10 protein-coding genes are annotated in these 24,640 nt (G+C 49.6%); 4 read left to right on the top strand and 6 right to left on the bottom strand.

All coding sequences use genetic code 11. The features are described from left to right. Positions 1-46: 46 nt before the first annotated feature. The 3 genes from LX69_RS05000 to LX69_RS04985 all read left to right on the top strand — a co-directional run bounded on the left by LX69_RS05000 (position 47) and on the right by LX69_RS04985 (position 8,762). Entirely contained in the window at positions 47-2,905 is a 2,859-nt protein-coding gene (locus LX69_RS05000; RefSeq protein ID WP_146260640.1) for a T9SS type A sorting domain-containing protein, read from the top strand. A gap of 389 nt (positions 2,906-3,294) precedes the next feature. Then, positions 3,295-7,794, top strand: a complete 4,500-nt coding sequence (locus LX69_RS04990; RefSeq protein ID WP_111444728.1) for a rhamnogalacturonan lyase family protein — start codon at positions 3,295-3,297, stop codon at positions 7,792-7,794. Positions 7,795-7,922: 128 nt separating this feature from the next. Then, positions 7,923-8,762 (top strand): tetratricopeptide repeat protein, encoded by an 840-nt coding sequence (locus tag LX69_RS04985; RefSeq protein WP_111444727.1) that lies wholly within the window; start codon positions 7,923-7,925, stop codon positions 8,760-8,762. Positions 8,763-9,173: 411 nt separating this feature from the next. Here the strand turns inward: LX69_RS04985 and LX69_RS04980 are convergent, their stop codons facing one another. After that, positions 9,174-9,923, bottom strand: coding sequence for a rhamnogalacturonan acetylesterase (locus LX69_RS04980; RefSeq protein ID WP_111444726.1), 750 nt, complete (start codon positions 9,921-9,923; stop codon positions 9,174-9,176). A 653-nt stretch (positions 9,924-10,576) separates the two neighbouring features. Continuing rightward, the gene (fucO, locus tag LX69_RS04970; protein ID WP_111444724.1) at positions 10,577-11,737 is read right to left on the bottom strand and encodes a lactaldehyde reductase; all 1,161 of its coding nucleotides are present in this window, start codon (positions 11,735-11,737) and stop codon (positions 10,577-10,579) included. 559 nt (positions 11,738-12,296) lie between these two features. Here fucO and LX69_RS04965 point away from each other — a divergent pair. Then, entirely contained in the window at positions 12,297-16,646 is a 4,350-nt protein-coding gene (locus LX69_RS04965) for a hybrid sensor histidine kinase/response regulator transcription factor (RefSeq protein ID WP_111444723.1), read from the top strand. Between the two features lie 379 nt (positions 16,647-17,025). Here LX69_RS04965 and LX69_RS04960 read toward each other — a convergent pair whose 3' ends face one another. The 4 genes from LX69_RS04960 to LX69_RS04945 form a co-directional block, all read right to left on the bottom strand. Then, positions 17,026-18,690 carry a glycoside hydrolase family 43 protein gene (locus LX69_RS04960; protein WP_111444722.1) on the bottom strand — a complete coding sequence of 555 codons (1,665 nt, stop codon included), beginning with the start codon at positions 18,688-18,690 and terminating at the stop codon, positions 17,026-17,028. Between the two features lie 70 nt (positions 18,691-18,760). Beyond that, a complete protein-coding gene (locus LX69_RS04955; protein WP_111444721.1) occupies positions 18,761-19,753 on the bottom strand; it encodes a polysaccharide deacetylase family protein in 993 nt (330 codons plus the stop codon). Between the two features lie 85 nt (positions 19,754-19,838). Then, positions 19,839-21,803 carry a sialate O-acetylesterase gene (locus LX69_RS04950; protein ID WP_185741699.1) on the bottom strand — a complete coding sequence of 655 codons (1,965 nt, stop codon included), beginning with the start codon at positions 21,801-21,803 and terminating at the stop codon, positions 19,839-19,841. Positions 21,804-21,992: 189 nt separating this feature from the next. After that, positions 21,993-24,140: an alpha-glucuronidase family glycosyl hydrolase gene (locus LX69_RS04945; RefSeq protein WP_111444720.1), complete on the bottom strand. Its 2,148-nt coding sequence runs from the start codon at positions 24,138-24,140 to the stop codon at positions 21,993-21,995. Between the last annotated feature and the right edge of the window lie 500 nt (positions 24,141-24,640).

Raw genomic sequence — 24,640 nt, 5'->3', positions numbered from 1 at the left:
TTTGATAACTAACGAATATCTTTTGTTTAATTTAAAAATTGAGATCATGAGAAAATTTTATGACGATTTAAACGTCCATCGTCCTGCAACCCGTAACTGGGTGCGCAAGACCATGGGAACATTAGGCGTGGCCGCGTTGCTGGCTCTGCCTGCTCAGGTGGTGGCTCAGGGTACTGCCATGTCTTGGACCGGAGCTTCCAACACCAACTTTACGTATGATGCCAACTGGAATCCGGCAGGTACTCCGGGCGGAAATTCGCTAACGGTTCCCGTTACTACTTCTGTTACCAGTAATAACTACCCTGTTATTTCCGGTTCTGAAAACATCTCTGTTTATTTTTTGGAAAATGCTTATAATGCAGATCCAACTTTGATTACCCCCATTGTTGTTGATCTGGCTTCTAATGATGTGTCGTTATCGATCAATAGGGGTAACACCAGTAAGATTGATTATGGGATGTGTGGTTTGACAATCAATAAAGGAACTGTCAATTTTGGAAAGGATGGTAGTTGGCGTTGGGATGAAAATAACAGCCTTTTAACCGTTAATGGTGGGGTGGTAAATTTCAATGGTCAGGTTGTATTGTGGAACAATAAAACCGGTGCTGCACTGGGTAGTGGTCAAATCACCATCAATGGTGGAACCGTTAAATTTGCTTCTACCCTTGAGCCGATTATTCGTTTTAATGAAACTCGTGAAGGTGGGCAGATCATCATTAAGGGCGATGGCAAAGTATTTTATCGTGGGAACTGGGATTGTCAGTCAAAAATCGACAATGGATGTATCAATGGTGGAAGTGAGTACAGCATCTTAAAAACTTATGACGCTGCGACTGGTTATACCACTTTGTCTGCTCTCCCCAGTTCAACGTTTTTGATTAAAAATGCCGATCGCCAATTGTTGACTGCCGGTGCTTCCGGCACAGCACTGGAAATGTTGAAGACAGCCCGTGTTACCGGAGCCAAATCGTTGGTGTGGAAATACCGTGAAGAAGGGGCTGTAACCTATACTTCTACTGGTGTCACTGAGGCCACTTATACCCCAAGTTTTGCAAATTCAGGTGTGTACTATGTGATTTGCGAAGCTGTGGATGCCAATGATGTGGTTGTGCAATCGCAAGAGGTTGAAATCAATGTGGGTTCTACCCGTATTTCGGTGAGTCCTTACTTTAACCAGCAGTACATTCGGGTCAATGGTGTGTTGCATCCCAAAACCGCTTCCTTTACTGAAACACCCGTGTCATATACCTGGAAGAGCTTCAACCGTGACACTAAAGAATACCTTGAGTTTGATGGTGCCGCCGGACAATTGACCGTTAGTCCTTCTTTTACGTCCATTGGGACTTATGATGTGTTTGTTGAAGCAACATTTAATGATGGTCGTGTTGAACGCAGTTCTGTGATGGTTTATTATGTCGAGGCTGCTTCAACTACCGGTAAGGATATGATCTGGAACGGGTTATTTTCAACCGATGGTTTTTATTCCGGGAACTATGCTCCGGTTTCACCCACCTTCAAAAATAAGTTAACCATCAATGGATCCGGCAATGTGCCTGCAACCTTTACCGGTTCGGTAAATGATACCATCAACGCTTTAACTGTTGCTGCGGGTGCTTCAATGAATTTGTCGATGAATTCAGGTGTGGTGTTCAACGTCAGGGGAGAAGTTTATGTGCATGGTACATTGAACATTACTTCGGGTATTGCGCATTTCTCCAGTAACTTTACCCGTTTACATTCGGCTGGAAGTTTGTTGAATGTGAGCGGAAATGCCATCGCCATTGTGCAGTATATGAAAATGGGCGATAGCGATACCCCGGCGTCTACTAACGGCGGACAACTGCATGTGACAGACAATGCACGGGTTTACAATAATATGGTGCCCGACCGTATTTCAACCAAAGATCCTTCATATAGCATGATGTATGTCGATGACAATGCCAGCATCTATTTCCCCGGTAACTCCACTGCCGTGGTCAATACCCGCATTGCTGATGCGAAAATTGCTTGTGCCAAAGCAGGTTATGTGCCTGCGGTGGTGTACGATAAGTCGATAGACTCTACCCGCATCTATTCTCGTTTGGCATCCGGTTTTGCGATTGAGAATGTGACAAGTCAAATTGTGGCACAAAATACGGAAACTGAAGCAGCTTATACGCTCACCAATCTCGAAAGCAACGATATTCAGGCCATTAAATGGTATTATGGCACCAGCCTCAACGGACCATGGAATGAGTTGGCAGGTAGTGATAATCAATTGACTTATAAGCCTGCGGTACCGGTGGGTGGTACCGTTTATGTGGTGGCCATCGGAACCACTTCGCAAGGAGTGCAGGTGATGACCAACAATGTGGTGGCACTTGATGTCATTGCGGTAACATTATCGCCTGCCAGTCAACAAGTGTTGGTGAGTGGGACTCCCGTTGATCTCACTTATTCGATAAATGGTGGTCTAACGGCTCAAGATGTGGCATGGTATGAAAAGATTAATGGGGAAGTCGATTATAATGCTCCCATTTCAACAACTGCAACCTTTACGCCTTCTACAGCAGCCTTGGGTGAGCGCATTTACATCTGTCTGGCAAATGTCGAAATCAATAATGTGGTGACCACTGTTGAAAGTAGTGAAGCGGTTGTGAAAGTGGTCGAAGTAATCACTTCGGTTGAGGAAAAAGCTTCTGCTCAATTAAGTGTTTATCCCAACCCATCTAAAGGCCAGTTCTTTGTGGATGGCATCGAAGGTGAATATTCTGTTGAGGTGATTGACATGAAAGGCGCCATTGTTTATAAAAATCACTTTACCAATGGTGGTGCCCAAGAGGTGGCCATCGACCGCAAAGGCATCTTTACCGTGAAAGTGGTTTCGGGTGCTGATGTGAAAACCACTCGTGTGGTGGTGAAGTAACCTTTTAAGGTTAAGTAATGTATCAATCAATACCATGGGGCTTGTCCCCATGGTATTCTTTCCTTTTTGTAATGATTTCGTCATCACGTTCTCTTGTTCCGTTAATGTCTCTGTTTGTTGTTATCATACCGGGGGTTGTGGCTTTCTGTATGACAATGGCTGCTGATGGCATCGGGGCGGTGGTGGCTTGTGTGTGACGCCATGCTTGCAAGATGTAAAGTGTTTTGATCATTTCAATGGTTGAGGAGCTTTCGGTGCGTTTGTGGCAGGATGGAATTTTTTTTTGGTGCATTCTCTTATCTCATCCTCTGCCTGTGCTCCACGGGTTTTCTGCTCTCAGAATTCAATGGCTTGTTCATGTTTAATGTTATATTTCAAATAGTATTTCAATGAGAAAAATTTTCTACCCATTGATTTTAGCTTTGTCGTTGGGCTTTTCGGCTCACGCACAGCGGCAAATGGAAACGCTCGATCGGGGAGTGGTGGCGGTGAAGGTGCCTGCAGGCGTTTTTGTGAGCTGGCGCATTCCCGGGGATGAGTGGTACGGGGTGACTTACAATCTCTATCGCGATGGCGTTAAAGTGAATGCCTCTCCTCTGGAGGTTTCTAATTATCTCGACGCATCCGGCACCGGTACTTCTTCTTACTCCGTTAAGGCGGTGGTCAATAATGTTGAGCAAGTGGCATCAACGGCTGTGACGCCCTGGGCACAACAATACAAAGAGATCACGTTGAAGCCTCGTTCATCGGCTTATCAAATCAACGACATCACCACTGCCGATTTGGATGGGGATGGGGAGTATGAGTTGATTGTGAAGCGGTTGAATAATGATTATGCCAATACCACCACCACCGAGTTTTCCTTCTTCGAGGCTTATAAACTCGATGGGACTCATCTCTGGAGCATCGACGTGGGGCCTAACCTGATGGATGGGGTTGAGATCAACATCATGGCCTTCGACTTTAATGGTGACGGCAAAGCCGAAGTGGTGATGCGCTCGTCTGAAGGTACGGTCGATGGTAAAGGGAATGCCATTGGTGACACCAATGGTGACGGAAAAACCAATTATCGTTCAACAGGAATTCGCACCAACAACTCTCCTTACATGATTGAAGGACCCGAATTTCTCTCGCTTTATGACGGGGTCACAGGGGAGGAGCTCGATCGAGTCGATTTTATTGCTCGTGCCCCACTGTCGCAGTGGGGCCCCAGTGGATTGAACGAAGCTCAGTTGGCTCACCGTTGTAGTAAGTATTTTTTTGGGGCTCCTTATCTCGATGGGGTGAAGCCAAGCATCTTCATCGGTCGCGGCATCTATTACCGCACCAAATTTCAAACTTATGATGTGGTAGACAATGGCGGACAACTGGAGTTGCAAGCTCGCTGGTCGTTCGACTCAGGAACGGGCGAATATTGCGGACAGGGAAATCACAATTACTCTGTGGCTGACATTGACATGGATGGTCGTGATGAAATTGTCTGGGGCTCAATGGTTGTAGACGATGATGGCAAAGGAAAATATTCCACCCGTTTTGGTCATGGTGATGCATTGCATGTGGGTGATCTTGATCCGTATCGTAAAGGCACCGAGGTGTTTAAATGTATCGAGGATTCGCCCAACTGGGGAACCTCTATGTGGGATGGCGCCACCGGCGAAATCATCATTCATCATTATACGGGGTACGACTGTGGCCGTTGTTGTGCGGCCAATATCTCTGACGACATCAAGGGGAAAGAGTTGTGGGGCGGTAACAAGTTGTTCTCGGCATCCACCCGCAAACAGGAGGCCAATGGCGCCAACGCCGAAAACTTCCGTATCTATTGGGATGGCGATTTGTTGGAGGAGATGACAGACCATACCGGCTTTTCCACCACCACCGGATATGGTACCGGATGCATCTATAAATATGGTTTGGGTAGCCCCTTGTTTACGGCAACAGGTGCCACTTCGTGCAACTATACCAAGGGAACTCCCAGCCTGCAGGCCGATTTGCTGGGCGACTGGCGCGAAGAGGTGGTTTGGCGAAAAGAGGATAACTCTGCTGTGCGCATTTATACCACGGTCGACCCCACCATCTATCGCAATTATACGCTCATGCACGATCATCAATACCGTCAGGCGGTGGCCTGGCAGATGTGTGGATACAATCAGCCTCCTCATGTGAGTTACTTCCTTGGTGAGGCCGAAGGATTGACCGTTCCCCCTCCTCCAGTGATGACCAATAATCGATTGGTGTTTGCAGGATCTAATAGTTGGGATGTGAGCAACGCTGTGTGGAAATACAATGGTGCTGCGGCTTCATATTCTGATGCAAGTCATGTGTTGCTGGATGTATCGGCAGGCTCGAATGTGGCTTTGTCACTTACCTCAACTGTGGCTCCATCAGTGCTGACTGTCAACACTCCCGGTAGTTATGCCATTGACGCATCATCCGGTAAATTCTCAGGTGCCATGCAACTGGTGAAACAGGGCGAAGGGGTGTTGGCGCTCAATGGTGTGCATGATTACAGTGGCTCCACTGCTGTTTGGGGAGGTCGTTTGAACTTTTCCGGAGAGTTACAGCAAAGCGCCGTTTGGCTTGGTTTTTTCTCTCAGATGGATGCAGTGGGCAAGTTGGCTAAGGGAGCTTTGTTGCGTTATGGTTCAAAAATGTATGTAGGGGGCGAAAATACGAATGCGGCTCTTGAAGTTGGAGAGTCACTCACGCTCGAAGAAAATGCTGCCTTGGTGTTCGACCTGGTGGCTCCTGCTGATGCGGGCAATGACCTTTTAATCTTGTCCGGTAATCTGGTATTTCACGATGGCAGTGTAATTCGTATCAATGCTGCCAATCTGGTTCCTGGCAATTACACATTGATTCAGGTTGGTGGTGCCATCACCGGAGACTTGACAAATGTGGTGATTGACGGGATTGATGGGGTGCCGTGTCATCTTGAAAACATTTCCGGTGTCTTGACTTTAATAATAGAGTCGGTGCGTGCTGCCGGCGATATTACCTGGACCGGTGCTGTGAGTTCGGTGTGGGACTTGGCCAATCTTCAAAATTTTAACAATGGCACTTCTGCCGATCATTTTGTGACCGGCGATCATGTGAATTTTGATGCAACTTCTTCGCAAAACAGTGTGAATATCTCAGAATCGGTGATGCCTGCTTCGGTTGTTGTGAACGGTTCGTCCGATTACACTTTTTATGGTGCAGGAAAAATTTCGGGGGCTGCAACTTTAACCAAAAATGGCACCGGAACTCTGGTGATCAATAATGATAACGATTTTACAGGTAAGGTGTCGATTACCGGTGGTGTGCTGGAAGTGTTCAAAATGCCGACAACGCAGGATATTGGTGCTCTGGGTAAAAGCAGTTCTGTGGCTTCTGATTTGGAGATCAATGGTGGTACGTTGCGTGTGCTGGGTGATGGTTACGCCAATCGTGCTTCTTTTATCGGTGCCAATGGTGGAACACTCGAAAACACCGGTAAACTCTATTGGTTCGAACCGGTTACCGGTGGTGTCCTTACCAAAACCGGTGCAGGTCAGTTGATTTTTGCGGCTGCCAATACCCATGCCAAAACGATCATTGCCGATGGCTCTCTTTATATGTTGAGTGATGTTGCCAATCCGGGAGCAGCCGTTTCTCTCCAAAATGGAACCTTTTACTGTTTCAACGATGTTTATTCGTACAATACCTGGAGTTTCAATGTGGAAGTTCCGGCCGATAAAACCGGATGGCTTCACATGGACGGCCGTAGTTATAATACAGGCTCTTTGACAGGAGGCGGAACTTTACATGTCTATATTCCCAATGTGAGGACAGAGTTTAGAGGAAATTGGTCGGCTTTTTCTGGTGACATTAATATTAACAACAGTTTTTCGACCACTTCGGGTGTCGAATTCATGATTAACAACACTTTCGGTTACGCCAATGCAACTGTTAACTTAGGGGCCAATGTGTATGCGAAACAAACCTCGGGCAGTGCCGTTAAAATCGGAGCCCTCACCGGGATCGGTGTGTTAAGTGGAGCCCACAATTGGGAGCTGGGAGCTAAGAACACCGATTTCACCTATAATGGAACCATCACTGCGACCGATGCCAGTGTTACCAAAGTGGGGACAGGCATTATGACATTGAGCACTGCAAATACTTACACCAAAGGAACCATTGTGCGGGAAGGAAGGTTGGTGCTGACCAACACTTCGGGTAGTGCAACCGGAACGGGTTCTGTCTCTATCAGAAATGGGGCTGCGCTTTCCGGAAATGGGATTTCCTCCTCGGCCGTGACGGTTGAGAGCGGTGGAACCCTTTATGCCGGACATACCACCACCGGATCGTCGTTGAGTGTGCAAAGTGTGACCATGAATAGTGGTGCCCGTTTTCATGTCAAGGCCAATGCTGCTTTTGGCTCGGCCGATAAAATTAAGGTGACGGGAGCCTTTGCGGCCAATGGTGTGTTAGTGATGCAAAATACCAACAACATCACGCCTTATAGCGCCGGTAAATCTTTTACTGTTGTGTCGGCTGCTACCATCACCGGTAGTTTTACCTCGGTTGAACCTGAATCTCCCGGTGCCGGTCTGGCCTGGGATTTTAGTGAGTTTAATACCGCCGGGAAGGTCAAGGTTGTGGCTGCTACGGGCATCCTCAATCGTGGTGTTGAGCAATTGACATTTTATCCCAATCCGACCAATGGAATTGTCAATGTGCAGATGCCTTCGGGAGTGCAAAAAGCGTTCGTGACTGTGTCGGCCATGAATGGTCGTGAAGTGATGGTGCTTGATGCTGCTGACGGTTTTGATCTTGAAGTGGATCTGACTCCCTTCGAGAAGGGCATTTACACCATTCGCCTGGTTGCCGATGATCACATATATGTCGGAAAAGTTATTTTGAAATAGTTTGTTGATTGTAACCATTCCTGGTCGTCTTCCTGTTTTTGTGCAGGGAGACGACCTTCTTTCTTAATCAAAAAATTGCGTGTCCGGCATTGTACGGATGTGTGTTAACGGTTTTAAATAATTGAGGTATGAAGAGATTTATTTCTTTCGGGTTGTTGGCTTGCTTTGTTGTCCTTGCCCATGGGCAAAATGCCGATGTTCAAAAAAGTGAGGCCATCATGTTGGAGACTTCGCGTGATTATGCCGGTGCTGCTGCTTTATATGAGGCTGCTGCGATGGGATACGAGGCACAGTCGGTGCACGACACCCTTTGCCTGCTCCGGGCCGGTATTTGTTATATGCGGGTTAAAAACTATCAAAAAGCGTCGGATTTTTTCTCAAAGATGGAAACCCTAAACATGGCCTCGTCTGAATTGTATCTGAGCATGGGTGAGAATTATGCCGGACTCAAAAAATGCGACCTGTCGAAAGATTATTTCCTTAAGGCCATCGACTTGGATGCGTCGTCCAAGGCTGCCATTGCCAAAAAAATGGCCACCTCAATGTTCAATTGTGGTAAGTATGAGGATGCCCTCCTGGCTGCCGATCAGGTGTTGGCCGACAATCCTCAGGATGAGCATGTCATGTTTATCAAAGTGATGGCTTACGAACAATTGGCCCGCTACGATGACGCCCTTGCTGCCGGTGAGGCGTTGTTGGCCATCAACCCGGGGCACGACCGATGCATCGAGAAGATGGGGGTGCTTCACTGCAAAAAAACCGATGTGGCTTACGACAAAGAAAAAAAACGTTACGAATCGATGAAGAACCCCACTCGTGTCGATTTTGCCGTGGCTAACCGCAATCTTGCAGCCATCAGTCAGGGATATAAAAATGGAATCCCTTATCTCGAAAAAGTGCTGATGAAAAATCCCAATAATGCTGCTGTGAAGGCTGTGTTGGATAATGCAAAGAAGAGGTTAGAGTGATGTTAGGTTCGTGTAAAAAAGGGCGTCCCGCAGGGACGCCCTTTTTTCATCTTTATCTCTCCCCAACCCTTGGGGTTTTCAAAACCCCAAGGGTTTAATTTAAACAATCGATTGCTTTCGTTTTTTCATAATCGCACCATGTTCATGTGCTGATGGCCTTCGATATATATGCTTAGAGTTATTTGCTTTTTTAACGCAAGGTGTTACCATTTAACCCAGCCCCTTTCTTGGCATAGCCAAGCGACTACGTCGATTGGCGCCTCAGTATTTATTCTTACTCTGATCAAAGCCCGGTAGATTATTCGATTGCAGAGAGATAGATTAGAGCCGGAAGGCAGATCTAAAAATCTTTCCTCGTCTTATCATCTGTCTCGTCGTCTCACTTCTTCTTCTCTTAGCGAAACGTCATTGTTATCTCCTCAGCCTCTTCGTTAGTCCCTTCAACTTTAGTTCACGCATCCCCTCCGTGGCCAGTCGTGCCACTTCGCGAGCCCCAGTTTCGTTGATGTGTGTGTGGTCGTCCTTGCCATCGGGCAGTGACGGATGTTGACCGGCTGCATAAATCATGTAAAGGCTTTTAGAGGCTTCAGGTCCCATCTGTTCTAGCAGTTGCCGGGTTTTATGATGCAAGTCGATGAGAGGCACCTTTAATTCATTGGCGACCTCGCGCATCTTGCCGGGGTATTCGCCGTGACCATCTTTCAGCGTGCCATTATCGTGAAAGCGGTGCATCACGATAGACGTACACAGAATGGGGTTTCCCTTTTTGGAACGCACATCGTTCACAAATTTTATGAGGTTTTGTTTGTACGCATCCGGCGTGCAGTAACGTTCCGGCTTGGCCACCGTGGCATCGTTGTGACCAAACTGAATGATCACCCAGTCGCCCGCCTGCAGCGTGTCGAGAAGTTTTTGCCAGCGTCCCTCCGTCTGGAACGTCTTGGTGCTGCGGCCGCCAATGGCCATGTTGATGATATGCGTTTGTTCGTCGAAGAAGTCAGGAAGCACCTGACCCCAACCCCGTTGCGGGTTCAGCGTGTCGCGGTACGTCTGCATGGTCGAGTCGCCCGACATGAGGATGCGCACTTGCTTCTCCTTCTTACAGATGAACCCCGTGGTGATGAGTGCGCTGATGGCCAACAGGCCTATGATTTTTCGCATGATGGTGTGTTTTTGTGTGCCGATAAGGCTTGTGGTATCATTTCATCTGATGCCTCCTATTTCCCCACCTCCCCATCGGGGAGGCAGGGAGGGGCTTTTTCTTGGCTCTATGTCGAATTCTGTGGGTAAACAAAATATAAAAGCACGAAATCAACAAAAGGTAACTAAGCCGCCTTCGGAAACGAGCCCTGTCTAACACTTCGATACACAGGAGTTGATTACTGGCGAGTTCCATCTGACCAATTAAAAACAAATAATCTTCAGATGAAAATGGCGTTAAAAAAATCATAGGCCTGAGCGTAAAAAAAATATGCGCTGTTTGAGCTTGCGAGTTCGCAGATTTTAGCAAGAGCCTATGATTTTTAGCCATTTCACGTCAGCGGCGGCCTTTTTTAGCAAAGCTGATTTTTGCAACGTTCGGCATTGGCAAACCAGTTTGCACATTGCTCTCACTTGATGCAAAAATTGCTTACTTTTTGGGGCTGTAGCCAATTCAGCGGAGCTCAGCGACGCTTAATCATGAGGGCAAATGAAAACAAACGCTTTCCGAATAAAAAGTAAGAGCCCGCCCGGCTAGAGGGCACGAAATATAGGTTTGAGTGAATACATACTTATGATTACCCATATGAATCAGAATAGAGCCTTTTTCTTCTTTAAAACGCTTTTTTGTACAGCGCCAGAATCTCTTCTGCCGACGTATCTCTCGGGTTGCCGGGTGTACACACGTCATTAAACGCAGCCACGGCCAGTTTCTCCAGGTCGGCTTCTTTGACGCCTATCTCGTTGAGCTTTTGGGGGATGTGGATGCGTTTCGACAACGCCTTCACCGCGTCAACGGCTGCCGTGCGATAAGCTTCCTGACTCATGCCGTCCACGTTGGCCACTCCCATGGCTTTGGCAATGGCCTTGTATTTGTCGCCTGTGGCAGGTGCGTTGTATTCCATCACGTAAGGAAGCAGCAGTGCATTGGCCACGCCGTGCGGAGTGTCGTAGTAGGCGCCCAGCGGGTGCGCCATGCTGTGCACGATGCCCAGACCAACGTTCGAGAAGCCCATGCCGGCGATGTACTGTGCCAGCGCCATGCCGTTACGCGCCTCCAGGTTGGTGGGCTCGTTCACGGCGGTCTCCAGGTGCTGAGCGATGAGCTCAATGGCCTTGATCTCGAACATGTCTGTCATCGTCCAGGCCCCACGGGTGATGTATCCCTCAATGGCATGCGTGAGCGCATCCATCCCTGTGGCGGCCGTCAGACCCTTGGGCATCGACACCATCATTTCGGGATCCACAATTGACAATTCGGGGATGTCGTTAGGATCCACGCACACCATTTTCTTCACCGATTCCTCGTCGGTAATCACGTAGTTGATGGTCACCTCGGCAGCTGTGCCTGCCGTGGTGGGAACGGCAATGATGGGAACACTGCGTTTCTTGGTGTCAGCAACCCCCTCCAGGGACTTCACGTCGGCAAACGATGGGTTGTTGGTGATGATACCGATGGCCTTTGATGTGTCGATGGGCGATCCTCCGCCTATGGCGATCAGGAAGTCGGCTCCCGCTTCTTTAAACGCCTTCACCCCGGCTTTCACGTTGTTGACCGTTGGGTTGGCCTTCACCTCGTCGTACACCACATAAGGAACATTGGCCTTATCCAGCACTTCGAGAACCCGCGTGGCGACCCCAAACTTCATCAAATCCTTGTCGGTCACCACAAGTGCTTTTTTGTAACCCCGACGGGCTATTTCGCCCGTGATTTGTTGAATGGCGCCTGCGCCAAAATAACTTGTCTCGTTCAAAATCAGTCGTTTTGTTTCCATGTTTTTATTTTTTGTTATCAATGCAATGTCTTTAAATGAGTGCGTTTCATTGTAGAGATACGAAGATGATTAGACTGAAGAGAGGTAATGAACGGATCTAAACATCCGTTTTCATCTTATCATCCGTCTCTTTGTCTGACATCTTTTTCTCTTAACTAAACGATATTGATTATCTGTGTGTGGATGTTCATTTTTTGTAGAAGAACGGTTTAAGAATGGTTAAATGGTGTAAATGGTTGATTGTGTGTTTGCTCTTGCAGAAGTGACAGCTTTGGAATTGGATGTCTTGTATGTGTAGTGACAAAAAGTGCAAAACAATTATTGCGAACCTGCGTAATGCATTGTAAGCGAATTGTGATGACATGCGAATATAAAATCAAATAATGGAATTGCCGAACATTTTTCGCATTATTATTGATTCCAAATGACCGACGATTCGTTATTTTTGAGTCACGAATATTTAGATCTGTTAGTGAATATTTACTTTCCGCGGGGGCGTTGTTTCTTTTCCTTATTTTTGTTCCCGAGTAAGACGAACCGTTAATTGGAGGTGTGTGCGATGATAAGAGCTGGATGGTTGTTGATGGTGGTGACGTTATGGGGCTGTGCCGGACTGGTCTGTGCCGGCGTGCGTTTTGAGCATTTGAACATCTCTCACGGGTTGTCTAATAACTCGGTGCGCCTGTTTTATCAGGATCACGACGGTTACATGTGGATGGGGACTCTCAACGGACTCAATCGTTACGATGGCTACCGTTTTAAGGATTATCATTACTTGCCAGGCAATCCCAATACGCTTCAAAATAACCGACTTACGCACATATTGCAGGATTCGCGTGGCATCTTTTACCTCTCCACTTTCGACGGGCACATTCATCGGTTCGATGCCCAACGCGAAATATTTACGCCTGTGGATGCCAACACGGGGAGCGGCTATGGCGATTTTGCCGTGTCGTACGTCTATCAAAGCTCCCCCGATGTGTTTTGGTACTATTCCCTCAAAGGGGGTTGCATTCGGTTAATCTCTAATCCTGATTTGCCGGGGGGCTACCGCATCGATTATCTCTCAAACAATCATTTTAAGCCATCCGATGTGGTTAACTTCATTCAGGCTGCACCCAATGGCGAAGTGTGGTTGGGCTCCTCTCGCGGACTGCTGTTGTTGTCCGACGACCGTGCCGATTTCTCTTCTTCTGCCATTCAGCCGCTTTATGTGGAGGGGTCTGCCAATTCTGTCAAAATAACCCCGCAACACGTGTGGGTCGGAACCGGGGCAAACGGAGTGTTGCAGTTTTCGACCGCCATCGGCAGGAAATCGATGGCCTCTTTCAACCGTTTTGGCCCCATGCGCATTCAGTGTCTCGAGCAATACAATCAATATCTTTTGGTGGGAACATGGGGCGATGGCCTATATGTGTTCGACACCCTAAAGAATGAAGTGCAGCACTTTCAGGTGCGTAACTCCGGGTTGCCGGCCAGCTCCATTCAGTCGTTTTTCTACGATCAAAACGGACTATTCTGGATTGTGACCGCACAGCGGGGCGTCTGCTCATTTGATGTTTATACCGGAAAAATTACCTATTTCCCTCTGGGTGCCGATAAACGCGATGCTTTGGGCGACATGGATAAACAGCTCATTTTCAAAGACAGCAATAACACCTTGTGGGTAGGCATCTATGGCGGCGGGTTGAGTCGTTATCATCGCGCTTCCGCTCAGTTTGAACAATATCTGTACGACGATAAGGATGCCAACTCGCTCTCGTCCGACTATGTGCTCTCTATTTTCGAAGATCGAAGCAAAAACCTTTGGGTGGGTACCTACAATGGGGGCATCAACAAAATCAACATCACCCCTTCCGATTTTTACCATGTCACCCCTTCGGCAGCTTCTGCATCGTTCCTCTCCAACGATGTCAGGGCGCTCTTTGTCGATGCTTCCGAACGGATTTGGGTGGGTACTCGTGCCGGTGAACTCTTTGCCATGGAGCAAAGCCCCGATTGGGACAACCTCAAAAACTACCGCATCATCCCTTTTATTCCCAAGTTCAAAAAGGGAATCTATTGTTTGTTCGAGGATCGCGACAAAAACTTGTGGATTGGCACCAAGGGCGATGGCATTTGCGTGATCCGCGCCAGCGAGCGCCTTAAGCAAAACCCGGTGGTCATGCGATATAGTGAGACCTTGGGCATGAATCTTAACGACGACTCTCAGAATGTTTTCGACATTCATCAGGACAAGCACGGACAGTATTGGATTGCAACCTATTCCGGTGGTTTGTATCTGCTCAACGACCCCTTTGGAGTGCCACGCTTGTCGCGCTACTTGGCAGATGCCAACAATCTGGCTTCGCTCTCCGACAACCGCGTGCGTCAGCTTCTGTTTGATCGTGACGACAACCTGTGGATTGCCACCTCGGGGGGACTCAATATTTTGCCGGCCAATCAGCTGACGGCTGCCGATAAACAGTTTGTCCGTCTCTCCGTTCGTCGCGACGGGGCTCCCGGCATCTCTAATAACGATGTGCTGTGCATGTGGCAGCATGCCTCGGGCGATGTGTATCTGGGAACCTTTGGCGGAGGTCTCAATGTGATCTCTCACATTGATGTGCTAAATCAGCATTTTGACTGGCGGTATGTGATGCGTAACGATGGCCTCTCCAGCAACGTCATCAACAGCATTGTGGAAGATAAATCAGGAAAGCTCTGGCTGGGAACCGACAATGGCATCAACCATTACGACCCTGTCACCGGCCTGGTGGAGCGTTACCGTGAGGCCGACGGGCTGGGAAGCAACCTCTTTTCCGAGAGTGCCGCGCTCATGACTCGTGCCGGGCAGGTGGTCATGGGGCATGCCAATGGCCTGGTGCTTTTCAATCCTCTGAGCTTGATGGGCGATACTTCACAATATCGGGTACATATCTCGGCCGTGTACAACAGCAACCGACCGGTGGGGATGATGCCCCATGAGGCCGGTTTTGACCACAGCGATAATACGTTGACGTTCGACTTTGCGGCCCTCGACTACGCGGCACCCGATAAAATTAAGTATGCCTTTTATCTCGAAAATTTCGACAAAGGGTGGTCGGCACCTTCGTCGCAAAGCTCGGTCACTTATCGCGGTCTGCCGCCCGGCTCGTATACCTTTAAAGTGCGTGCCACCAATAGCAATGGTATGTGGATGGAGGCGGTGGCTGATTATTCTTTTGTCATCCATCCTCCTTTTTGGAACTCTTTCCCGGCTTATGTCATCTATCTGGCCTTGCTGGCTTTTTTGGTGTGGTTTTATTATCGTTTAAAGGTGCGCCAGTTGCGCCTGCGCCAGGAACTCGAAATCAACGAGCGTCTCAACGAGGAGAAGCTCCAATATTATACCAACATCTCGCACGAGTTTAAAACGCCATTGACATTAATTTTGAGTCCGGTCGATGACATCATTACCGGTTCCGACGTGCCCGAAAAAGTGCGGCAGCGCGCCCTGCAAATCAAGAAAAATGCCGGTTATCTGCTCCATCTCGTAGAACAGATTCTTGATTTCCGCCGTCTGCGCGAAAATAAGGCCAATCTCAAGGTCGCCCCTGTCGACTTGGGGACTTTCTTTAACGACATTCATGGGGTGTTTCTTCCATTGGCTCAAAAGCGGGGCATCAATTTCACGGTCTCCTGTCCCGCCCCCGGCATCATCGGTTTTGTGGATGTGGGGGTAATGGAGAAGGTGTGTTACAACCTATTGTCGAATGCTCTGAAGCATACGCCGCAGGGCAAAACAATCGCCATGTCGGTTTCTCTCGATGCCTCTTCTCAGATGTTACGAATTTCGGTGATGGATCAGGGCGTGGGCATTGCCCCGGATGAGCTGGGTAAGATTTTCGACCGTTTTTATAAAAGTCAGGAGAGCACCGGACTGGGGCTTTTCTTCACTCGTGAACTGGTGACCTGGCATGGGGGTTCCATCGAGGTGCGAAGTGAACTGGGGCATGGCACCGAATTTATGGTGATGCTGCCCGTGTCACGCCCCAAGTCCATGCCCGATACCGATGTGGTGACAACTGCCGCTCGTGCGTCGGCCGATGAGGTGGCATTGAAGTATGCGCCGGAACTGGAAGTGCCTGCCCCTGAAGTGCGCAAGGCTTCGGCTCGCAAAGAATCACTCTTGCTGGTGGAAGACAACCCGAACCTGCTCGCGTTCTTAATGGAAAAACTCAATGAGACATACAATGTGGTGGGTGCCGAAAATGGACGAATAGCCATCGAAAAAGCGCGCGCGCACGCCATCGACCTGGTGGTGTGCGACTACATGATGCCCGAGATGGATGGTCTCGAAACCCTCAAGCGCCTTAAGGGCGACCTCAATACTTCGCACATTCCCGTCATCCTGCTCACGGCCATCGCCAGTGAAGATAAGATGCTGGAAGCCATGGCGCTGGGCGCCGACGATTACATTACCAAGCCCTTTAACATCAGCCACCTGCAGGTGCGAATCGATAATCTAATCAATCAGCGCAAACGCCTCCGGCAGGTATTTGGCCAGGAGCCCGACTTCGCCACCGACAACGTGCCCGGCGTCAATGCCGATAAGGAATTTATAGACACCGTGACCCGAGTCATCGACGAAAATATCGGCAACAACGATTTCAGCGTCGACCTCATTGCCGACAAACTCAACATGAGCCGTACCGTCTTTTATAAAAAGATGAAACTCATTAGCGGCTATTCACCCAACGAGTTCATTCAGCTCATCCGCATGAAAAAAGCCGCTTTCCTGATTAAAAATAGCAACCTCACCATCAGTGAAATAGGCCTGAACGTTGGCTTTAGCGATGCCAATTATTTCAGCAAGTGCTTTAAAAACCATTTCGGAATGCCCCCATCCGTCTATCAAAAAAGCAGTGACACATCTGCCGAAGGGTAGATGTGTTTAGTAGTAGGGGCACAGAGAGTTCTAATCTCTGTGCCCCTGTGTTTTTTATGTGACAATGCTGTAAGTTGTTGTTATTCATGTGTTATGGCCTGAGTTATAGAGGGGTGCCAAATCACTTTTTTATTGAGTTACCCTTAGATTTCTTCTCCTCACTGGTTCTCATCTTATCTCACTGCAACTCACTGTCAGTTCTTAGTTAGTTACGCAGAGAAAGATGAGTTATCTGCTTTGTTATTTAAACGCATGGCGTAACAAAATAGCTCAGCGCCTTCGCGCCTTTGCGTTTATTCTGACTCTGTGTTCATTGAAAACTCTATGTGCCGAAAATCGTTTTCCTCCCTCTCCCCTTCGGGAACGCCGGGAGGGGCTTTCACCTCCCCGCCGCATACATCCCAATCACCGTCCCCACAAATCCGCCTGCCTGGCTGGTGCTTAAATACGTGGCATCCACATCTCGAGCCACCTCTGTCCATTTTCCGGGGCGCGTGGCAATGGCAAAGTGCATCAATGCGCCTTCGCCCGTCACTCGTAAATCGATCTGTCTGGCTTTCCCGATGGGAATCTCGGCCAGCACTTCGCTTTTCTGTTCCTTGAGCCCTTTCGTGAGCCGCACCACCTGTTGTTTCCCTTTCTTGTACACGCCTAGATAGTAATAGTGGTTTTCGTTTTGAAAACACACCAATCCCGCATTTTCAGTTTCATTGCCAGGCTTGAAGCTCATGCGCGTGGTGGCTGTGAAGTGATGATGCTGTTGACGACGTGCTACAAAAGCCGGATTCCCCTTTTCGTTGATGCTCACGTTGTGGCACGCAATCTCCAGTTGGCCGTTTTGTAATTTGTGCCAAGGTGTGTGAGGCGTGCGAATCATCAGCCACGTCATGGCAAGTTTCGCTGCGTCAAAGTTGTCGGTGATCGTGAAATTGCCGTTGGGCATTACCTCCGGTGTGGCTCCCTGGCGAACGCCTTGTTTCTCCCCCACCTGCGGGATTTCGAGTCCATGTTTGAGAATCACCGGCCAGCCATCTTCCCATGTTACCGGCAGTAAAAAGGTCTCGCGGCCAATGTTAAACAGGTTGTCACGGTATGGGCGACAGGCCAGGAACACGCTCCACCAGTTGCCTTCGTGGTCTTCAAGCAGGTCGGCATGCCCGGCGTTGGTCACGGGAAAGTCACGTCCCCACGACAGATCGCGTTGTGTCAGGATGGGGTTATGATCCCATACTTCGAATGGCCCCCACGGGTTGTCGGCTCGTAATATCACCTCGCAGTGGTTGATGTCGGTGCCTCCCTCGGCGGCCATCAGATAATAGCGGCCTTTTATTTTATACAAGTGTGGACCTTCAATCCATTGCGGCTGGGTGCTGATGTCTATGCCTCCGTCGATGAGCACTTTGGGCGTGCCCACGGTGCGGTCGGTGGCCACATCGTACTCGTGAATCCACACGGCTCGGTGACCGCTGTAAAGCGCAGGGTAAGCCGGCTCGCGGTTGTTGACGATGTATGCTTTGCCGTTGTCGTCAAAAAAGAGCGACGGGTCGATGCCTGGCACTTCGGGCAGCCAAATGGGATCGCTCCAGGGGCCGCGGGGGTCTTTGGCCTTCACCACAAAGTTGTCGCCACGTCCCACCAGTGTGGTAATCATGTAAAACGTGTCGTTGAATGGGTTGTATTCAATGGCCGGGGCAAAGATGCCGTACGACATGGGCAGACCATCGAGGTTGAGCTGTGAAGGACGGTTCAGCACATGACCAATTTGTTGCCAGTTCACCAGATCGGTGCTGTGAAAAATGGGTACACCCGGATAGTGCGAAAAGGTGCTGTTCACCAAATAGTAGTCGTTGCCTTTTCGGCACACGCTCGGATCGGGGTAATAGCCCTGTAGGATGGGGTTGAAATATTGACCTTCGGTCAACTGTTTCTCGTGGTAAACAGGGTCATGACCCTGATACGTAAAATGGTCAAAACGCGCCATATTGACCGACGTTTGTGCCGTTAACCCGGTGGCAGTCAGAAATAATAATAGGATTTTTTTCATGGTGGTTTTTTATGTAGAGCCATGGCATGCCATGGCTCTAAGGCATGGCATGATTCAATGATATACGTTATTATTTTTTTATCACAATCCCCCCCGCATCCGGCACCGCATCAAATACCACATACCGTTGCCCATTGTTGACATGTGTTTTGTATGTCACATTTTGACCGTTCTGGGTTACCGATGCCTTTTTCCAGTTGTTTGGAATTGCCTTGGTGATGGTCAGCGGCTGGTTGAACAATGTATTGTCAAGTCCGTCCGTCAATGTCAGCTCTATGCGTTGCTTGTTGGAGGATGTTTCGGTGATGATGGCATTTTGTCGTTGTTTCAGGTATTGAAATACTTGCCCGAATGGAGCCACCCAAAAGTGTCCCTGCTCACGAATGCGGGTAAGGTGAGACGTAAGGGTGGGAGAGGTGATGGGCGAATAGCCGCCGTCGTCATCAATACCATGCAGTAGAAACACGCACCAGCCATTCATCGTCGCTGCTTCGTCGCACTTTTGGTTGAGTGCCTCTGGTGTGTTGAGCCCCTGGTCTCCCAGGCTGATGGAACTGATAAGGTAGTCTTCGGCATGTGTTGGGGCGTTGATTTGGCCACTGCAAATACGACCGGCTACAAAGTGACGTTGGGTGATGTCCATTTGCCCGGTGATGCAATAGGGATAGGCAATGGTGGTGCATTTTCCGCTCCCGATCTGCGACTCGATGGTGGCTTTGGACCCGCTCAGTTCGCGTTCTTGTGCCGCTGTATCGATGCTGCCAAGGTTGGGGTGCGATTGGCTGTGACAACCGATTTCGTGTCCCATGGCCGAGGCCTTTTTAAGCTGCTCCCAGTCGGTGACCCAGTTGGTGACCGGGTATAGCGTGGTACGGTAACCAAACTGTTCGAACAGCGGCAACGCTACCGTAAATTGTTTGGGAGTGTTGTCATCGAATGTGTAGCTCACCGCTGCCTTCGAGAAACCGTACCAGGTGGCTATTTCATAACCGGTGGGCAACGATTGTGCTTTACCAGCCATCGTGAATACTCCGATGGCAATCAGGATTTTGATGCGTTTCATTTTTTTATATGGTTTTGTGTGTTTGTGGTTTCTATAAACCTTCAAGGTTTTGAAACCTTGAAGGTTTGGTTGTCTCAATAAACTCTTATTCACCACTTTTTTGGGACGGCCGGGTGGGGCTCCTAAACGGTGCTGCCGGCATTCCCTCTTTGGTGTATAGATTGGCTCGATGCGGATTGTCGGCCCAGGCGTAGCCCACTGCCACCGGTTTTTTAATGTCGGGATGCCACACTTCCACTCGGTTGCCTTTGACAATGGCTTTGGCCCATTTAAAACGGCCATCGGCACCGGCAATGGCAAACTCCTGCAGGTCGCCGCCCCCTTTCACCATCAGGCCGCTGCCGCAATGGGCAAAGGTGAGGATGATTTTGGAGCCTTTTATCTTCACCGAACTCATCATAGGACCTGAACGCTCTATGGTTTTGTCGCCATAGGCCACATGAAAGGCACTCAAAGCCAGACGGTCAGCCACCGATTTTTTGTCCAGCGGGTGGATGTCGTTCCATTCTCCCAGGTCGATGGTCACGGCCATGCCCGTGTTGGGAAGCGCGAGGGCTGCTTGTTGGGCTTCGCGCAACGCTGCCCAGTTGCTTTCCGAGGGCTCGGGGCGCGGTTCCATGAAGTTGGGCAGTTGTGCCACCATAAACGGGAAGTCGCCTTGTTGCCATTGTTCTCGCCAGTCGTTGATGAGTGTCTTCAATAATTGCGCGTATTCGCCCGATCTGTCGGTGTTCGATTCGCCCTGATACCAGATTGCTCCCTTTAGTCCATAACCGATGGCGGGTGATATCATGGCGTTGAACAGTCCCGCCGGTTTCCAGCGCACAAAGGTCTGACTGCCCAAGGATTCCATTTTGGCGCCTAATCGATAGTGCCACGTGCCGCATAGGTTCACGGTTTCGTTGCCCACGCGCAACTCGTATTTTTTGTCGGGCACAAAACCGCCCGTGCCACTGTTCACAATCACCTTCACGGCAATGGTGTTGTTGCCGGCTTTCAACACGTTGGCCGGGATGGTGTACCAACGTGGCGGGTATTGGTAGCTGGTGGTGCCCACGAACACGCCATTGACAAACACCGAGTCGGCATCCACAATACGCCCCATCTCCAATTTGGCCGGTTGACCGGCTGCTGCGCCCGACAATGCTATGGTTGTGCGAAACCACACGGCACCCACCGCACCCGTGAGCGGTGACTGAAAGTCCCAGTAGCCCGGTACGTGAGTGGTATCCCATTGCGAATGATCGTAATTGTCTTCATGCCATTGCTCTTGTGGATCTTTGCGTCCGGCATCATGCATCTGTAAGGTTTGGTACCACTGCCCAATGCGGGCGTTGTCGGCGGATTCTATTTGTTGGATGAGTTTTGGATCCTTGAATTTTTGCAACTCGGCATCGTAAGCAGGAAACTGTTTCAGTGCCGGTTCGCCGATCCACGCCTCGGCAGGTGAACCTCCCAGACTGGCATTGATGAGCCCTATCGGGACGCCGTAGCGTGCCTGCACTGCCTTGGCAAAAAAGTAGGGCACGGCCGAGATGTTGCCAATGGTGGCTGCGGATGCGGCCACCCATTGTCCCGATGGGTAGTCTTCCTCGGCTTTATTAAAATTGTATCGTTGCGGCACTTTAAACTCACGAATGTGTGGTTCGTTGCATTGAGCCATCTCATCCCCGTAAAGCGGCGTGAGTCGCCGCATGGGCATCTCCATGTTCGATTGTCCTGAACAGAGCCATACGTCACCGACCAACACATCGTTGATGGTCACGGAATCGTTCCCCCGAATGGTCATGGTGTAAGGGCCGCCCGCCTCAAGGTTTTTCAACAATACCTGCCACTTGCCCGATGCGAGTGTGGTGGTTGTGGCCTTTTGTCCGTTCAGTTCTACTTCAATGGCTTCACCAACCGTTGCCCATCCCCAGATTTTTACCTCTGCGTCGCGTTGCAGCACCATTCCGTCGCTCACCAACTTTGGGAGCCGTATTTGCGCCATCATTGGCATCATCATCCCTAGCACGAGCATGATGGCCGTTCGTCGTTTTGAATGTCTCATCTTTTATTAATATGCCCCGTTGTTCACAAATGGAGGAAGAAGGGATTTTGTTTTCTTGTTCCCTCATCCACCTGTGATGAATCTTGATACTTTTGTAAAGTTATGTCAATGTGTGCGTTGCTATTTCCTTTGGCACTTTTGCACTCATGCACTACTTCACTTTGCCACTCTCTTCCTCTACTACTCTCCTCAATTATGGTGTCCCATGTCAAGCTTAATCTGTTTTAACTCATTCAAATCGTGAATGGGGCGTTCGTATTCGAGCGGGATGGGTCGCTTTGAGAAGGTTTGGAAATAGAGCAGACAGGCATCGCGCCACCAAATGGCATCTCGTGCCTGAATTTTAAGCTTATATTGCACGGCTTTAAAACGCTCGGCATCCACCATTCCTTCCATGCTGTCCCACGTGCGTTGAAAACCGCGCACGTTGTTGGTGCCTACATGGTATCGTTCAATGAGTTCGTGCCACAGCGTACGACCCGATTTCATGGGGTAGTCCCACGGCAAGTGGTGAAACCACAGCAAGTATCCTTCCGGGCAGGTGGTGGCATCGTTGAGTTGCGAACGTAGGGGTTCGGCATATTGAGCCGTCGCATTGCTACCCTTGTCGGTGCGGTCAAAGCCCAAGCCACTGGCCGATGCCTGGTGATAGTATTGGGGCAACCAGTCGGCGCGGGCTCCCGGAAATTCTGTCCATGGTTCGGGGCCGTAGTGGTGATCCCACCCCATGATGTGGTGCAGTCCCAAGGGCATCGAATAGTCAACACAGGTTTGGTGTGAGGCCATCATCATGGAAGAGATGGGCGTCACCACTTCTGCCTGGTTTGAGAAGGTCATGCGCACCCATTCGTCGGCAATCTGTTCGGAGGTCAGTTGGTGGTTCCAGGCCAGGCGCCCATAGGCATACCAGTTCGATTGGGCAATGTCGTGACCGCACCAGTTGGCATCGCGGCCTATGTTCGACACCCCGGCAATGGCCGTGTGTTGGTGGGGGTAGATGCTGCCATCCAGTGTCTTGGCAACGGTGCTGCCGGTGCCTTTGCAGTAAGTGTCGGCATCCAGGACTTCTTTATACATGGGAGCGAGATACACCAGGTGATTGGAGTGTCCCAGGTACTCCTGGGTGATTTGAAATTCCATCATCAGCGGCGTCTTTTCCATGGCGCCAAACATGGGACTGAAAGGTTCGCGTGGCTGAAAATCGATCGGGCCGTTTTTAACCTGAACAATCACATTGTCGCGAAACTGCCCGTCAAGGGGTTTGAATTCGCTGTAGGCCTGCTTGGCCCGGTCTTCGGGGGTGGGATTGTACACAAAAGCACGCCACATCACCAAGCCACCATGCGGCTTGAGGGCATCGGCCAGCATGTTGGCGCCGTCGGCGTGGGTGCGACCATAGTCTTGGGGGCCGGGCAAGCCTTCGGAGTTGGCTTTGACCAAAAATCCCCCAAAATCGGGAATCAGGCGGTAGATCTCTGTGGCTTTCTCTTTCCACCATTGTGCCACCTGCGGGTTGAGTGGGTCGCTGTTTTCAATGCCACCCAGCTCTTTGGGCGATGAAAAGTTGATGGAGAGATACACTTTGATGTGATAGGGGCGCAAACGTCCGGCTATCACGGCCACCTTTTCGAGATACTCGGATGTGAGCATCTGAGGCGTGGCATTCACGTTGTTGAGCACTGTGCCGTTGATGCCGATGGATGCATTGGCGCGGGCGTAGTCCTCGTGACGGGCAATGATGCTGTCGGCGTTCAGATTGACGTTCCACCAGATGGAATGCCCGGCGTAGCCTCGTTCGACGGTGCCGTTGAGGTTGTCCCAGTGGTTCAGCAGGCGATGTGCAAAGGACGGCGCTTCACGAACGTTGAGGTTTGTCAGGTCGTTGCCTGTTTGTAGCAGCCGCAACAGTGCATAGGTGCCATAAAGGGCGCCGGCATCGTTTTTCCCGGCCACGACCACCATCATTTTATTTTGATGTTTCACCGTGCGCAGCAAATAACCTTCTTCGCCCAGTGTTGACATATCTTGTCGCAATCCCAGTTGCTTTGCATACGGGTGTGTTGCTGTGATGACCACGATGCCCGGAGCATTGAGCGATTGGGCACGTTGAATAGGGGTTTGCAGCATGGCCGGCAGAGCCTTGGTGAGTTCTGCTGCTGCCGATTGCATCACCGAGCTTTGTTCGGGAATAACCACTTGACGGATGCGTTCCTTCAGTGCGTTTTGTTGTGTGGTTTCAAGCGGCTCGTAGCGAAGCCATAATCGGTAGCCGTTCTCGGCATTTATCCGGGGCGCCAGTGTCGCGACCAGGATGGCAATTAGCATGAATTTTCTCATGGGATATATTTGTTTTTGTTTTGATGTCTTTCGTGTGGCATGAGGCAAAAATCTTCGTGGCTCTACTATATAACTTTTTTTACCGAGTGGCAGTGAGGCTTCTTCTCCTCACTGGTTCTCATCTTATCTCACTGCAACTCAGTGTTAGTTCTTAGTTCGTTAAGTAGAGGACGATGATTAAATGCCGAGTTATCTGCTTTCATATTTAAACGCAATCTACATAATCAACCCAACTCAGTGCCTTCGCGCCTTTGCGTTTATTCTGACTACTATATAACTCTTTCACCGAGTGGCAGTGAGGCTTCTTCTCCTCACTGGTTCTCATCTTATCTCACTGCAACTCAGTGTTAGTTCTTAGTTCGTTAAGTAGAGGACGATGATTAAATGCTGAGTTATCTGCTTTCATATTTAAACGCAATCTATTAATCATACCAACTCAGCGCCTTCGCGCCTCAGCGTTTAATCCTACTCAGTGTTATTATTTCACAGAGAATTATGGG

Origin of the sequence: Breznakibacter xylanolyticus, from assembly GCF_003254275.1 — a bacterium.
GTDB classification, from domain to species: domain Bacteria; phylum Bacteroidota; class Bacteroidia; order Bacteroidales; family Marinilabiliaceae; genus Breznakibacter; species Breznakibacter xylanolyticus.
This window is presented reverse-complemented; position numbering and strand designations above follow the sequence as displayed.